The sequence below is a fragment of the Pseudomonas sp. Bout1 genome (assembly GCF_034314165.1).
Classification (GTDB): Bacteria; Pseudomonadota; Gammaproteobacteria; order Pseudomonadales; family Pseudomonadaceae; genus Aquipseudomonas.
In genome coordinates this window covers 2,627,416-2,642,886 of record NZ_JAVIWK010000001.1, presented here as the reverse complement: position 1 = coordinate 2,642,886, position 15,471 = coordinate 2,627,416, and the positions used below count along the sequence as shown (strand labels likewise).

Here is a 15,471-nt window from a genome sequence, read left to right as displayed (position 1 = left end):
TCTAGATGGCGATTTTCCACAGGCGCGATTCATCAAACAGCCAGCCGGGGTTTTCCGGTTCCAGGGCCGGCACCACCAGTTGCGTACCGCTGCCAGGCAGGCGCGGCACTGCGCCCAGCAAGCGCCGGGTGTATTCGTGTTGGGGCGATTCGAACAGCGCTTCAACGCTGGCGCTTTCCACCACCTGGCCGTGACGCATTACCAACACCTCGTCGCTGACGTGACGGATAACCCCCAGGTCGTGGGAGATAAACAGGTACGCCAGCCCCAGCGAGGCTTGCAGGTCGGCCAGCAGATCCAGGACCTGGGCCTGCACCGACACGTCCAGCGCCGACACCGGCTCGTCACAGATAATCACTTTGGGATTACTGGCAATCGCCCGGGCAATCGCCACACGCTGGCGTTGCCCGCCCGACAGTTGCAGCGGCCGGCGCTCGGCCACCTGCGGCGCCAGGCGTACCTGGTCGAGTAACTGCGTCACCCGTTGTGGCTGTTGCTCGGCGGCGATCCCGGCAACGTCCAGCGCATCACTGAGGATCTGCCCGACGGTCCAGCGCGGGTCGAACGAACTCAGCGGGTCCTGGTAGATCACGCTGATGTCGCGGCGGTGCAAACGTCGAGTCTTCTCCTCCACCCGCCCAGGCCCGGCCGCCGCCCATGGCTGGTTGAGAAAACGCACCTCGCCGGCATCCGGTTGCAGCAGCCCGAGGGCGATGCGCGCCACGGTGGTCTTGCCCGAGCCGGACTCACCGACGATGCCCAGGGTACGGCCGGCACGCAGTTCGAAGCTGACGTCGTCCACCACCTGGCGCGACTGTTGATCGGGCCCGATATAACGTTTGCCCAGGCCCGATGCCCGCAGCAACACCGGCGAATCCGGGCCCGGCCGAGGTTGCGCAGCAGTGGTGCTGCGTTCCGGCGACAGACGTGTGCCACGGGCATGCTCGGCGGGCACCGCATCCAGCAGCGAGCGTGTGTAGGCGTGGCGTGGATTGAGCAGCACCTGGTCCATCGGGCCCTGTTCCACCACTTCACCATGGCGCAGCACCAGCACCTCATCCGCCAATTGCGCGACCACTGCCAGGTCATGGCTGATGATCAGCAGCGAATCGCCACGGGCCTTGATCTGCTGCAACACGTGCAGGATCTGCGCCTGCACCGTGGCATCCAGCGCGGTGGTGGGTTCATCGGCAATCACCAGGCCCGGGTTCAATGCCAGTGCACTGGCAATCAGTGCACGCTGGCGCAGGCCGCCAGAGAGTTGATCGGGACGCTGGCGCGCTCGCAGGTGGGGTTCGGGTACGCCCACCAGGTCCAGCAGTTCGATCACGCGTTGGCCACGGCTGCGACGGTCGCCCCAGCGATGCGTCTCAAGCACCTCAAGAATTTCCTTGCCCACTGGCCGCAACGGGTCGAGTGACACCAATGCGTCCTGCAAGACGAAGCCAATGCCGTTGCCACGCAAACGGCGCCAACCGCGCTCGGACAGCCTGAGCAGATCCACACCGGCATAGCTCAAGGTGCGCGCGGTGACCTTGGCGCCCGCGCCGGCGAGGCCAATCAGGCTGCGGGCGGTGACGCTTTTACCGGAGCCGGACTCGCCCACCAGCGCCAGGGTCTTGCCCGGTTCCAGGGTAAACGACAAATTGCGCACCACCGACTGCCCGGCAAACTCGATGGACAGCCCTTCGACGATCAAGCGTTTCTGGTCGCTCATGAAAGACGGCCCTCCAGGCGTTGTTGCAGGTAACGGCCCGTGACCGTGGTCGACAGGGTGGTGAGTACGATGAACAGGCCCGGGAAGAAAGTGAGCCACCAGGCGTTGGCGATAAAGTCGCGGCCCATGGACAACATGGTCCCCCACTCCGGCGCGGGCGGGCGGGCGCCAAGGCCGAGAAAACTCAAGGCCGAAGCCCAGACAATCGCCTGGCCCACGCCCATGGTCAGTGTCACGATCAAGGGGCGCATGGCGTTCGGCAGCAATTGGCGCAGGATGATGCGCGACGGCGGATGCCCAAGGGCGCGGGCCGCCTCGATGTAGCCCGCGTTGCGTACCGCCAGCACCTGGCCTCGGACCATGCGCGCGTAACCGGGTGCACTGCCAAGCCCGGTGGCGACAATCAGCGGGCCGATGCCGCTGCCGAAGATCGCCACGAACAGCAGTGCCAGGATCAGGCTCGGGAACGCAAACAGCACTTCCAGCAGCCAGCCCACGCCCCGGTCCAGCCGCGTGCCGCCAAGCCCGCCCAACAGGCCGAGCACGATGGCGATACTCATGGCAATCGCGGTGGCTGCCAGGCCGATAAACAGCGACTGACGGGTGCCGTAGATCACCCGTGAAAAGATATCTCGCCCCGACTGATCGGTGCCGAACCAGTGGGCCCAACTGGGCGAATGAAACGCATCGCGAGGCACGATGGCCAGCGGGTCGCTGTAGGCGAACAGCTGCGGCACCAGCGCCGCGACAATCACCAGCAGCAGAAAGGTAATCGCCAGCAGCGGGCCAGGCCGCAGCGTGCGGGGGGTGCGCTGAATCCGTAGCGCGGGCAGCGGTGTTTCCAGGGTCAGGCCGCTCATGCTGGAAGCTCCTGTTGGCGAGGGTCGACCCACAGGTACAGCAGGTCGACCACTATGTTGGCGAGCACGTAGCCGGCGGCAACCACCAGGCTGATGCCGATGGTCAGCGGCAGGTCCTGTGCCTGCACCGCCTGGTACAACTGGCGGCCGAGGCCCTTGCGGGAAAAAATCACTTCGATTACCACCGCGCCGCTGATCAGCGCGCCGATGGCCCAGCCCGACAGCGAAATGCCCGGCAGTACGGCGTGGCGCAACGCATGTTTGAAGCGCACGTTGAAATCACTCAGGCCACGGGTTCGGGCGGTCAGGATGAAGGGTTGGTCGAGGGTCAGATCGAGGGATTCGCGGGTGACCTGGGCGATAAACCCGGCCAGCGGAATCGCCAGGGCGAACGACGGCAGCACCAACGTGCGCCAGCCGTCGCTGCCCGCCGGCGGGAACAGCCGCAGGCCGAATGCAAACACCGCCAGCAGCAAAATCCCCAGCCAGAAGTGCGGCAACGCAGCGGCCAGGGTTTCGGCCAGCGAGGCCAGGCTGGCCACCCAGCGGCGGCGCCCGGCGGTCAGCACTGTCAGCGCCAGCACCAGAATCCAGGCCAGTGCGAGAGAGGCCAGGGTCAGCTCCAGGGTCGGCCAGGATTGCTCGGCAAGCACTCGAGTCACCGGCAGATGCTGGGAATAGGAAACCCCCAAGTCCCCCTGCACCAGGCGCCCCAGGTACAACGCGTATTGCACCGCCAGTGGCTTGTCCAAACCGTACTCGCGGGTGGCCTCGGCAATGGTCTCGGGGGTGGGGTTACCGCTCGGGCCGCCAAGGATCGCCTGCACCGGATCACCGGGCATCAGGCGCAAGGCAAAGAAGGTCAGCGTGGCCACCGCCCAGAGCACCAGCACGCCGCCGGCAAGGCGCCACAGCGCCCGTTTGCCGAGCCGGGCCAGGCGCTCGCGCCGGGGGTTGGCAAGTGATGTGCTGCTCATTTGTTCACCCATGCGTCATAGAGATAGGTCACCGCCAGCGACGGCTCCAGCCGCACGCCCTGGGTGGTCTTGTAGATACCCAGCCGCGTGCTTTGCGGGTAGGTGGTCAGTTGCAGGTACTGGCTGGAAGCGATCTTCTGCGCCTGGTAATACAGGGCCCGGCGCTGCTCGCTGTCCTGGGTGGTGAGGGCCTGCTGGATCAGCGTGTCGAAGGCCGGGTCACTGAAGCCTGCGGTGTTCTGGTGGTAACCCCCCACGCCTGCCGGGCGAATGAACTCACTGCCGAAGATGATCCGCAGCACGTCGGCGGTGTTGGTGTTCCAGTAGCCGAGACGGATGTCGTAATCCCAATCAGCCTGGCGTTTGGTGGCCTGCACGTCACTCATTTGGTCGACGATCAGCTCGAAGCCGGCCTGCCGGGTGGTGGCTTGTACCTGCTCCCACAGGGTGTATTCCGAGGGTGGTGTGCGGTTGCCCATCACCACGTGGACTTGCAGGCGCTTGCCGTCCTTGGTGCGGTAGCCCTCGCTGTCGCGTTGGGTCCAGCCGGCTTGATCCAGCAACTGCGCGGCGCGGGCCGGCTCATAGTCCTGGGCATGCTCGAACTCCGGGCTGTAGAAGCGCGTGGCCGGGCTCAACGGGCCGCCGGCGCGGGGGAATTCGTTGAAGTACACACTCTTCAACGCACCCTCGATGTCGGCACTGCGCACAAAGGCTTCGCGCACCCGCAGGTCATCGAACGGCGCACGGGTGATGTTCAGCGTGCCGTTGGTGGGGTTGCCGGGGCGTTGGGCGACCACCAGGGTCAGGTCCGGATTACGCCGGGCGGCCTCGTGGGATTCGGGCGGCAACGCTTCAATCACATCGACCTCGCCGGCCTGCAACGAGGCGAAGCGCACCGAAGGCTCCTGGATGAACTTCCAGACAATCCGGTCCAGCCACGCCGGGCCCTGGTGTTTGGCGGTCGGTGGTGCCCAGTTGTAATCTGGGTTGCGCACCAGTTCGACCTGGCTCTGGCGGTCCCAACGTACGACCTTGAACGGGCCGCTGCCCACCGGGCTTTCGCAGTTTACGTCGCGCGAGCGCAGTAGCGCCGTGGGGGACTCGATTCCCAGGAAGCCTTGGGCGAGTACTTCAAGAAACGCGGCGTAAGGTGTGGCCAGGTGGACCACGGCGGTGTATTCGTCGAGCACGTCGGTGCTGCGGTATTGGCGAATGTAGCCGCCTGCGGTGCTGGACTGGGTCTTGGGGTTGGCCATGTGGTCGAGGTTGGCCTTGACGGCTGCGGCGTTGAACGGGGTGCCGTCGGTGAAGTGCACGTCGGTGCGCAGGTGGAAGGTGTAGGTCAGGCCGTCCGGGGACACTTCCCAGGTCTTGGCGAGCCAGGGGCCGATGCGGCCGTCGGCGTCCATCGAGACCAGGGAGTCCAGGTACTGCTGGGCGACGAACACCTGGGGCATGTCGCCGGCCACGTGGGGGTCGAGGCAGGTGGGTTCGCGGTCGGTGGCGTAGACCAGCGTGCCGCCTTTTACCGGTTGGTCACTGCGGGTGACGGTCGAGCCGCTTTGGCCGCAGCCCAGGAGCAGGCCACAGAGTGTGGCGGTGCCGATAAGGAGCAGCGGGCTGGATCGTCGCGGGTAATTGGCGGGTTCTAGCATGATGAGTGAGGCCTGAAGTCCGGGGATTGGGTCATTGCACAAGGCATGCCGGGTTTTCTGGCCTGTAAACAGGGGGGGTTGGGGGTTCAGGCGATTGCGGAAAACGACAATGTGTGTGGGAAGTGTTGGTCAGCCAACAGCCAGGCCTTGGGGGGGATTTTTGGCGGGAGTCCATATCCGTTATTCAGGTAACGGCCGCCTACCGGGCCGGCTTGAGCGGTGTGAAGCAAAGGCAAAATCAAAAGCCAGAGCCAGAGCCAGAGCCAGAGCCAGAGCGGGCACGGTCAAATGTGGGAGCTGGCGTGTCGGGCCGTCGCATCGCTGCGATGGCATCGCCTCGGTGTACCTGAAAAACCGAGGTGTCGGCATCGCAGGCAAGCCAGCTCACACAGAAAAGCAGAGCTGCCCCATCAGCGGGGGTACTCAACCCTCACCCCACAGAAATCACCAAAGGCACCCGATAACGCACCAACGGCAACGGCTCATCATGTTCCACCACCGTCTTTTCAGTATGTGGCTCAGTCACAAACCCAAGCGCCCGGTAGAAACCCAAGGCACGCCGATTCCCCTGCACCACCCAAACGGTCGCACTGGCATACCCAGCCTCAACCAACTGCTCCCGAACCCGCCCCCAAAGCTGCGTGCCAATCCCCTGCCCCCAAATTCCGGGTAACAGATTGAGCGCACGCAACTCTCCAGTGGCCGACGACGCATCCACATCCCGACTGCTGCCAAAGGACGCCCACGCCACCAACTCCCCCTCCAGCTCCACCACCCACACCGACAATGTGCCGTCGGCTATGGCCTGGGCCAGAAAGACCGTGCGCTGGGACACGCCGTTGTTCAGGTCAGCAAGAAAACGCTCGGACAGAATCTCCCGATAGGCCGCCTGCCACGTCTGCAAATGAATGAGCGCCAACTGCGGCGCGTCTTCTACCCGCGCCGGTCTGAAATGCAGGGGTTCCTGCAGCCCTCCACTCACGACGAAAACCGCAACGGCAACGCCGGCTGAAGTAACGCCGCCGGATCCCGATAACGCGCGCCAAAATGATCATGCGGCAACCGCGCCTGCCCAGCCCCGAACAACCGCTCCCGCAACGTCTCGCCTTCGTTATACCGCTCACGAAACCGCCCACGACGACGCAACTCCGGCACCACCAACTCAATGAAATCCCGCGCCGTTTCAAACGACAGGTACTGCCGCAAATTGATCCCGTCGATCCCATCCTCATCCAGCCACTTCTCAATGGCGTCCGCCACCACCGTCGGCGTACCCGCCACAAAAAACCGCTCTCGATTAAAACCGCCCAGTTGCGCCAATACCGCGCCCACCGTGGAGTCCAGCTTGTACCGACTCAAACTCTCCCACCCCTTGACCTGACGGCTGACCAGATCACTGATCAAGGTATCGCGCGGATACGCCGTCAAGTCGATCGCCGACTGCCCATGCGCCAGCGACGCCTCGACACTCACCAGCTTGCGGTAGCTATCAAGCTTGGCACTGACCTCCTCATCGGTACGCCCGACGATCACCCCAGCCATCACGATAAACTTCAAACCCGCCGGATCGCGATCATGCTCAACCGCCTTCTGCCGCATCGCCTGGATATTCGCCCGCACCGCCGGCGCATCGTTACCGCCCGTAAACACCACCTCAGCGTGCCGCCCGGCAAACTCGATACCCGCCGGTGAACCCGTGGCCTGGAACAGCACCGGCGTACGCTGCCGCGAGGGCTGGCACAAGTGCGGCCCGGCAACCTTGAAGTGCTCACCGACATGGTTGATGTAGCGCACCTTATCCGGGTCGGTGTAGATCCGCCGCTCACGGTCGACGATCACCGCGTCGTCGTCCCACGAGCCCTCCCAGAGCTTGTACAGCACGTCGAGATATTCGTCGGCGATCTCGTAGCGGTGATCGTGAACCACCTCAGTGTCGTGCCCAAAGTTGCGCGCGGCATTCGGCAGGTACGAGGTGACGATGTTCCAGCCCACCCGGCCCTTGGTCAGGTGATCGAGGGTACTTATGCGCCGCGCAAAGGCGAAAGGCGGCTCGTAGGTGGTGGAAAAGGTCGCACCAAAACCAAGATTCCTGGTTACCCCGGCCATCGCCGGAATCACCAGCAGCGGGTCGTTGCTGGGGATCTGCATGCCTTCACGCAGCGAGGTTTCGGGGCCGTCGCGAAAGCGGTCGTAGGTGCCGATCACGTCGGCCAGGAACACCCCGTCGAAGGTGCCGTATTCCAGCAATTGCGCAAGCTCGGTCCAGTAGTCCAGGTCGTTGAAGCGGTGCCGGTTGTTGTCCGGGTGTACCCATAAACCATGGACGATGTGGCTGACGCAGTTCATCTCAAACAAATTCACGTGCAGTTGCTTGGGCACCAGGAGCACTCCTTTCGTAGGTACTTTTTCCAACACGTCAGATCGCGACGTTCAGGTAGAACGGGATTGGCGTGTAGTCGGTTTCAAGGGTCGGGATCGCGTCGATCAGCGCGCGGGTATAGGCATGGGCCGGGCGGTCGAACACCGCGCGTACCGAGCCGGACTCCACCACTTCGCCGGCCTTCATCACCAGCACGCGCTCGCTGACGTGGTTGATTACGCCAAGATCATGGGAGATGAACAGGCAGGCCAGGCCGAGGCGGCGCTTGAGGTCATCGAGCAGCTCCAGTATCTGTGCCTGTACCGACACATCCAGCGCCGATACCGGCTCATCGCAGATAAGGATTTGCGGCTCGCAAGCCAACGCCCGGGCTATCGCGATGCGCTGGCGCTGGCCGCCGGAGAGTTCGATGGGGCGGCGCGATAATGCGCTGGCATCGAGGCGTACCAGTTCCAGCAGTTCCAGAGCACGGGTGCGCCGGGCATGGCGCGGTACACCGGCCACTACCAGCGCTTCGTACAGCACACGCTGCACGGTGTAGCGCGGGTCGAAGGAGTTGAGCGGGTCCTGGAACACCACCTGGACCGCACGCCGGGCCTCGCGTTTTTGTTTAGCACCGAGGTCGGACCAGCGCTGGTTCTTGATCCATACCTCGCCGGCATCGGCGGTTTCCAGGCCGAGTATCAGGCGGGTCAAGGTGGTCTTGCCGCAACCCGATTCGCCCACCACGCCCAGCGTCTCGCCACGCCGCAGTTGCAACGATACCTGGTTCAGCACCGTGCGGGTTTTGCCGTCGGGGCCGACAAAGGTCTTGCACAGTTCCCGTGCTTCCAGCAGGACTTCACCCTGTGGTTCAGGCTCGGCTTCAACCACCGCAAGCAACCGGCGCGGGGGCTGGAAGTGCACAGCCTTGGCCGCCCGCAGCAGCAGTTGGGTATATGGATGACGCGGGTCTTGCAAGACCTGTTCGGTGCTGCCCTCCTCCACAATCACCCCATGGCGCATCACCGCCACACGGTCGGCCAGGCGCGAAACCACGGACAGGTCATGGCTGACCATCAGCAGTGCATTGTCTTCACCACGCAGGCTTTCCAGCAGCGCAATGACTTGGGCCTGCACCGTGGCGTCCAGTGCAGTCGTCGGCTCATCGGCAATGATCAGCCGTGGATTGCAGGCAATGGCCGAGGCGATCAGCGCACGCTGGCGCAAACCACCGGAGAGTTGCCACGGGTATTGGCTGGCACGCAGCTCCGGCTCCGGCACGCCCACATCCCGCAGCAGCTCCAGCACTCGCAGGCGGCGCGCTTCCAGCCCCAATGCGGTGTGCAGGTGCAACGGTTCCTCGATTTCGGCACCGACGCGGCGCAGCGGGTCCAGTGCGCCGAGTGCGTCCTGCATCACAAAACCAATGCTCGCGCCCCGCAGTTGCCGCCAGGCCCGCTCATTGAGCTGGCGAAGGTCGATACCCTGGAACGCCAACTTGGCGGCCTGGACACAGGCGTCCTTGCCGGTGAGGCCGGCCAGGGTGCGGGCGGTGACGCTTTTGCCCGAGCCAGACTCCCCGACAAGCGCCAGGCATTCACCGCGGTGCAATTGCAGACTGACGCCGTGCAACACCGGCTCGGCCTGGCCAAAACGTACCGTCAGGTCGCGAATGTCGACCAGCGGGCCGAGGGTATGGATGTTCATCGTCATAGGGGCTTTCCTTCGCTGCGGCGCAACAGTTCGCGGCCGATGGCACTGATGGAAACAACGGTTAGCGTGATGATCAGAGCAGGCCAGGCGACCAGCCACGGCGCGTTAGCCAGGAAGCTGCGCCCGATGGACATCATCGCCCCCCACTCCGGCGCAGGTGGCGGTGCGCCAAAACCGAGGAAGCTCAAGGCGGCGCCGGCGGTGATCGCACCGCCGATGCCGATGGTGGCGAGGATCAGCACCGGCTTGAATGCATTTGGCAGGATGTGCCGCAGCACCACTGCCAGGTGCGATTGGCCGAGGGTAACGGCGGACTCGACGTAACCTGCGTTGCGCACATTCAGCGTTTGTGCCCGCACCAGTCGCGCATAACGCGGTACGCCAGCGATGCCTATCGCGAGAATCAGGTTGGCCGTGCCCTGGCCGAAAAACGTGATGATCACCAGCGCCAGCAACAGGTCGGGAAACGACAGCAGCACGTCGATCCCGCGCATCAAGGCGCCATCCAGCCAGCGCGGTCCAAGGCCGGCGATCAACCCCAGCAAGGTGCCCCAGGCCAGTCCCAGCGCGGTGGCCGCAAGCCCCATAAACAGCGACGAGCGCACGCCATAGAGCAACCGGCTGAGTACGTCCCGCCCATTCTCATCGGTGCCCAGCCAATGCACGTTGCTGGGTGCCTCAAAGGCCATGCGCGCCGAAGCATCCAGCGGGTCATATGGGGCCAGCCATTGCGGAACAATAGCGGCCAACAGCAGCAGCGCAACAAACACCCCGGCGAGCAACAGGCCCGGCCGCAGCTGGGTCAGCCCGGCAAGACCCGGCGCACGATGGGCGCTCAACGTTTGAATGGTTTGCGTCATGCCAGGCTCCTGGTTCTAGGGCGCGGGGTTGGGAATGCGCTGGTGGATGGCCTGCACCTGCGCCTTGATCTCGTCGCTCAAGGTCAGGTCCAACGCGCCGAGGTTGTCGCGCAATTGCGCCAGGCTGGTTTGCCCGGTGAGCGCGCTGGTGACGAAGGGTTTGTCGATGATGAACGCCAGCGCCAGCTGGGCCGGGGTCCAGCCATGCTGCCGGGCAATGTCCACGTAGCTGCTGATGGCGTCCTGGGCCGAAGCGCTGTCATAGCGATTGAAGGTGCGGTACACCGCCGACAGCCGCGAACCCTCGGGGCGTGCACCGCCCAGGTACTTGCCGGTGAGCGCGCCGAAGGCCAGCGGCGAGTACGCCAGCAGGCCGACGCCTTCGCGGTGAGTGAACTCCGAGAGGCCGCCCTCGTACAGGCGATTAAGCAAGCTGTAGGGGTTTTGTACGCTGGCAATTCGCGGCAGACCGAGGCGCTCGCTTTGCTTGAGAAATTGCGCCACGCCCCACGGGGTTTCGTTGGAAACCCCGATGTGCCGTACCTTGCCGGCCTTGACCTGATCGGCAAGCACCGCCAGGGTTTCCTCGATGGCGACGCCCTGGGTGTCGGCCTGATACGGGTATTCGCGCTGGCCGAAGATGTTGGTGGTGCGGTCGGGCCAGTGCAGTTGGTAGAGGTCCAGGTAGTCGGTGTTCAGGCGTTTGAGGCTGCCGTCCAGCGCCTCGACAATGTTGCGCCGGTCGTGGTGGCTGAGGCCATCGCGGATGTGCTGCTGGCTGTTGGGGTCTCGTGCCGGGCCGGCGATTTTGCTCGCCAGGATCACCTCGTCACGTCGACCACTGGCCGCCAGCCAACTGCCGATATAGCGCTCGGTGGTGCGCCAGGTTTCAGCCTTGGTTGGTGTGGGATACATCTCGGCGGTGTCGATAAAATTGATGCCCTCAGCCAGCGCCAGGTCAATCTGCTGATGGGCGTCGTGTTCAGTGTTCTGGTGGCCCCAGGTCATAGTGCCCAGGCCCAGCACGCTGACCTGAATGTCGCTGCTGCCCAGTTGGCGGTAACGCATGGATGATCCTTTTGTGTTCAAGGGTTGAAGGCTCATACCGCGCTCGCTTCGTCGCGGGCGGCCTGCTGCTCGGCGTCGGCGGCTTGCAGGCTGCGCCAGGCGGCATTCGGGGTGACGTCGTTGAGGTAGTAATTGCCCAGGGCCCGCTCGCGAAAAATCGCCGGGTTGTGGGAGGCCAGGGTTCGCGCGTTGCGCCAATGCCGGTCGAAGCGCCGCGACTCGCTGGTGGCAGAGGCGCCGCCGACTTCGAACAGCAACGTGGTGGCTTCCAGCACCTGTTCCAGCACGATCTGTTGCGCCTGGAAGGCGCGAATCTCGGCCTCGGTGTAATGCTGTTCGTTGGCGTAGCCGCCCTGCTCCGCTTCGTGCGCTTGCTGCAGCACCTCGGCGACGGCCAGCACCTGAGTGCGGGCGGCATAGGCCAGGCTCGACAGCCGGCCGATCACCCGCTGTACCAGCGGATCGTCCTTGGGACTGGATTGCCCCGGTACGCCAAACGCACGGGTGCGACCCTTGACGAATTCGGTGGCGTCGCGCAGCACCGCGTTGGCGATACCGGCGAGGGTCGCCAGGTGGAACAGCTGGTAGAACGCACTCAGGTAGGACTCGGCGCGCAGCTCGTCTTTCTTGAAGCGCCGCACGATGTGCTGCGCCGGTACGTCGACCGCCTTGAAGCGCGTGGTGCCGCTGCCGGTGAGGCGTTGGCCGAAGCCGTCCCAGTCGTCCTCGACGGTGACACCCGGTGCATCGGTACGTACCGCGAGGCTGACAAAATCCTCGCCATCCAGCGCGACGGCGGCGATCCAGTTGGCGTACAGCGTGCCGGTGCAGTAGTACTTCTCGCCATCCAGTTGCCAGCCGGAGTCGACTGCGCTGAGAGTTACCGAGTTACGGGTGGTGTCGGTGCGCTCGGCCATCGCGGCACCCCACAGTTCGCCGGCGACGACTTTGGCGAACCAGTAGTCCTGGGAAGCGCTGTCGCGGCTGGAAAGCCGGCCTTCGACGAAACCGAAATGCGCGCGCACGATCTGTGGCAGGTTTGAGTCGGCCTCGCCCAGCTCGATCAACAGGCGGAACAACTGCGGCAGGCTCGCACCCAGGCCACCCAAGGCCTGCGGCACGCGCAGGGCTCCAAAGCCGGCCTCGCGCAGCCATGCCACCGCGTCATGCGCCAGCTCGCGCTGCTGTTCACGGGCGACGGCGGTGTCGGCTATCCGGGCAAATACGTCAGCGAAACGCTGGTGCAAGTCGGCATAACTCACTTCAGTGGAGATCGAAGCACTCATGGTTTTTCCTTCTTCAAAGGCACTCACGCTGGATTGGCCCGGGGGTCAATCCAGCGGTTGATCAAATCGACGGCCAGGTTCACCAGCACGTACACCGTGGCCGCGAGCAGGGTCACACCCAGCACCATCGGCACGTCCTTGTTGCTGGTGGCGTCGAGCATCAAGCGCCCGATGCCCTGGCGTGCAAACAGCAATTCCACCACCACCGCGCCGCCCAGCAGGCTGGCGAACACAAAGCCGGCCAGGGTTACCAACGGCACCAGCGCGTGGCGCAAGGCATGGCGCAGGCGCACGGCGGTTTCAGACAAGCCGCGTGCTCGGGCCATGGCGATAAAGGGTTGCTCCAGGGTGTCTTCCAGGGACTGACGCAACAGCTGGGTCAGCACCGCCGCTACCGGCAATGCCAGCGACACGGTAGGCAGAATCAACGAGCGCCAGCCCACGGAACCGGACGGCGGTAGCCAGTGCCAGTGAAACGAGAACACCAGCAACAGCAGCATGCCGATCACGAACGAAGGCGCGGAAGACAGCACCAGCTCGGTGCCTGAGACGGCTGAGCGAACCCAGCGCGAACGGTTGGCGGTGAGGATCGCGCAGACCAGTGCCAGCACCACTGCGAGCAACGCAGCGCTCAGAGACAGCTGAATGGTTGAGCCGATCTGCTCGGCAATCGCCTGTTGCACCGGGATGCGCAGACGGTAGGACTCGCCCAGGTCGCCATGGGCCAGGCGCATCAGATAATGGCCGTATTGCACAATCAGCGGTTGGTCCAGGCCATATTCAGCGCGCACCCTGGCCAACAACTCCGGCGTAGGCAGCGCTCCGGGGCCACCAAGGACTGCCAGGGCAGTGTCACCGCCGCTGAAGTTGACAGCCAGAAAGGTCAGCGTCGCCGCGCCCCACAGCACACCAACACCTGCCAGCAGGCGCCAGCCAATGGATTTGAACAGGCTCATGGTTGCCCCCGGTCCAGCCAGACGCTGGTGAAAAATGGCACGTTGTGGGAGGTATCAAAAATCACGCCCTGCACTTGGCGACCATAGGCGCTGAGTACTTGGGCCTCCAGGGAGGGCACCGAGGGCACGGTCTCGGCCAGGCGCTTTTGCGCTTCACCGTAGAGCGCCTGCAACTCGACCGGATCGCGGGACCGACGCGCAGCGCTGAGTACTCGATCCAGCTCGGCGTCGCGAAAATGCCCGACGTTCTGGCCGATTCTTTTGTCGGTACTGATGGAGTCGCTGTGATAGAGCACGAACAGGCCATCGGGTGTGTTGGTGTGCCAGTAACCGTCCGCCAGTGCCTGGAATTGCCCGGCGTAGCGCCTTTCGATTACGCGCGTCAGCGGCAGTAGCTCGATGGGCATTTCGAAGCCGATTTTTTTCAGGTCGGCCTGGATAGCCACCGAGACACTGGGGGGAAAGGCCGGGTTACTAAAGGTCAACAGGGTCGCCTTCAGGCGCTCCCCGCCTTTAGTGCGATAGCCCCCGGCATCGCGCCCGGTCCAGCCGGCATCGTCAAGCAAGGCATTGGCCGCCTTGACGTCGTAGGCCAACGCCTCTTTGTTGGGTTGATAAAACCGCGTGTTCGCCGCCAGGAAGTCGGCTTTGGCGATGTATTCGCCGAAGCCGGAAATCCATGCCAACCCTTCGCTGTCTATAGCCTTGGCCACCGCACGGCGTACCCGCACATCATCAAAGGGTGGCTGCTCGACGTTGAACACCATGCTGCGGCTCGGGTTGCCTTTGCGAATCCGGCTGCGCATCACCAGGTCGGGGCTGGCGCGAATCGCGGCAGCATTCTGGGCCGGCGCGTCGATGGCGAAATCCGACTGGCCGGACTCAAGTGCCGTGAAGCGAATCATGGCTTCGGGGACATAGCTCAACTCGATACGGTCCAGGTACGCCTCCCCCTTATGGCGCGTCACCGGCGGTGCCCAGTGGTAGCCGGGGCGCTTGATGAACACCGCGCCCTGGTCACGGGTATAGCTCTGCAAGATGAAGGGACCGCTGCCGATGGGGTGTTCGGCGATGGTCTTGGGCGCTTCACGGATCTGCTTGGGCGAAATCATGCTCAACCAGGACTGCGCCAGCACGTCGAGAAATGGCGTGTAGGGTTCGCGCAAATGGGCTTCGAAGGTGAAGTCGCCGATGACCTTGCCGTCCAGATACGGCGCGATATACGCCGCTGCCAGCGGGGACTTGGTCGCCGGATCGCGCATGTGTTCCAGGTTGGTTTGCAGCGCCTGGGCGTTGAATTTTTCGCCGTCGCTGAAGGTCACGTCGTCGCGCAGGTGAAAGGTGTAGGTCTTGCCGTCTTCGGAGATGTCCCAGGAGCGGGCAAGCCAGGGGCTGATATTGCCCTGCTCGTCCTGGTACACCAGGCAATCGAAGAGAATTCGGCCCATCCACTGGATGTTGCCGTTGGACAGTGCGTGAACATCGAAACTGCCGGCGTCGGAAGCGGCTGAAACACGCAAAGTTCCCCCGCGACGCCCCGATGACAACTCATGAAAGTCCGCCTCAGAATAAGTCACCACACCATTGGTGACGATGCCGTCGGCCGCCGAAGTTTCATGTTTGGGTGCCGCAGCCGGCGAACAGGCAGTGATCGCCAGGCACAGTGAAATAACCGCCGAAAGTTTCAGGATGGTTGTCAATTACGCTTCCTTAGAGAAACTCTATAAACACCGAAAGTTTGCAACTACAGGGTGTAATGCAGCGAGCATGCCAGTCTTCAAAAAATGCGATCCCGACGACAAAACAAGCCAAAAACCCTTACAAACAAAGGCCATACAACCAAACACTTATATCGTTATACCCGATAGACAGCCTTGAATTGTTGGCAGCCTTACACACTGCTTATCAACTGTCTGGTTCGCGACAGTTGTAGCAAAACCGAGCCACTAAGTTGGCTGTTTAGAATCAAACAGTGGTTCAAAACAAAGTACCGCGCAGAACACTTCGACCTCAC

The 15,471-nt window shown here is 63.6% G+C and carries 12 protein-coding genes; all 12 read right to left on the bottom strand.

The window, feature by feature from the left end; translation table 11 throughout:
* Position 1 precedes the first annotated feature (1 nt).
* Positions 2–1,717, bottom strand: a complete 1,716-nt coding sequence (locus RGV33_RS12350) for an ABC transporter ATP-binding protein (RefSeq protein WP_322144454.1) — start codon at positions 1,715–1,717, stop codon at positions 2–4.
* Positions 1,714–2,577: an ABC transporter permease gene (locus RGV33_RS12345; RefSeq protein WP_322144453.1), complete on the bottom strand. Its 864-nt coding sequence runs from the start codon at positions 2,575–2,577 to the stop codon at positions 1,714–1,716. The genes RGV33_RS12350 and RGV33_RS12345 overlap by 4 nt, the downstream gene beginning before the upstream one ends.
* The gene (locus RGV33_RS12340; protein WP_322144452.1) at positions 2,574–3,554 is read right to left on the bottom strand and encodes an ABC transporter permease; all 981 of its coding nucleotides are present in this window, start codon (positions 3,552–3,554) and stop codon (positions 2,574–2,576) included. The genes RGV33_RS12345 and RGV33_RS12340 overlap by 4 nt, the downstream gene beginning before the upstream one ends.
* Complete coding sequence (locus tag RGV33_RS12335) at positions 3,551–5,212, bottom strand: ABC transporter substrate-binding protein (protein ID WP_322144451.1); 1,662 nt, start codon at positions 5,210–5,212, stop codon at positions 3,551–3,553. Before RGV33_RS12335 ends, RGV33_RS12340 begins: the two co-directional genes overlap by 4 nt.
* Positions 5,213–5,642: 430 nt before the next feature.
* Entirely contained in the window at positions 5,643–6,194 is a 552-nt protein-coding gene (locus RGV33_RS12330; RefSeq protein ID WP_322144450.1) for a GNAT family N-acetyltransferase, read from the bottom strand.
* Positions 6,191–7,591, bottom strand: a complete 1,401-nt coding sequence (locus RGV33_RS12325; RefSeq protein WP_322144449.1) for an LLM class flavin-dependent oxidoreductase — start codon at positions 7,589–7,591, stop codon at positions 6,191–6,193. The genes RGV33_RS12330 and RGV33_RS12325 overlap by 4 nt, the downstream gene beginning before the upstream one ends.
* Positions 7,592–7,628: 37 nt before the next feature.
* Positions 7,629–9,287 (bottom strand): ABC transporter ATP-binding protein, encoded by a 1,659-nt coding sequence (locus RGV33_RS12320; RefSeq protein ID WP_322144448.1) that lies wholly within the window; start codon positions 9,285–9,287, stop codon positions 7,629–7,631.
* The gene (locus RGV33_RS12315) at positions 9,284–10,147 is read right to left on the bottom strand and encodes an ABC transporter permease (RefSeq protein WP_322144447.1); all 864 of its coding nucleotides are present in this window, start codon (positions 10,145–10,147) and stop codon (positions 9,284–9,286) included. Before RGV33_RS12315 ends, RGV33_RS12320 begins: the two co-directional genes overlap by 4 nt.
* 15 nt (positions 10,148–10,162) lie before the next feature.
* Positions 10,163–11,215, bottom strand: a complete 1,053-nt coding sequence (locus tag RGV33_RS12310; RefSeq protein WP_322144446.1) for an NADP(H)-dependent aldo-keto reductase — start codon at positions 11,213–11,215, stop codon at positions 10,163–10,165.
* Positions 11,216–11,247: 32 nt separating this feature from the next.
* Positions 11,248–12,501 (bottom strand): acyl-CoA dehydrogenase family protein, encoded by a 1,254-nt coding sequence (locus RGV33_RS12305; protein WP_322144445.1) that lies wholly within the window; start codon positions 12,499–12,501, stop codon positions 11,248–11,250.
* 23 nt (positions 12,502–12,524) lie between these two features.
* On the bottom strand, positions 12,525–13,457 hold the full coding sequence (locus RGV33_RS12300; protein ID WP_322144444.1) for an ABC transporter permease: 933 nt from the start codon (positions 13,455–13,457) through the stop codon (positions 12,525–12,527).
* A complete protein-coding gene (locus tag RGV33_RS12295) occupies positions 13,454–15,157 on the bottom strand; it encodes an ABC transporter substrate-binding protein (protein WP_322144443.1) in 1,704 nt (567 codons plus the stop codon). The genes RGV33_RS12300 and RGV33_RS12295 overlap by 4 nt, the downstream gene beginning before the upstream one ends.
* Between the last annotated feature and the right edge of the window lie 314 nt (positions 15,158–15,471).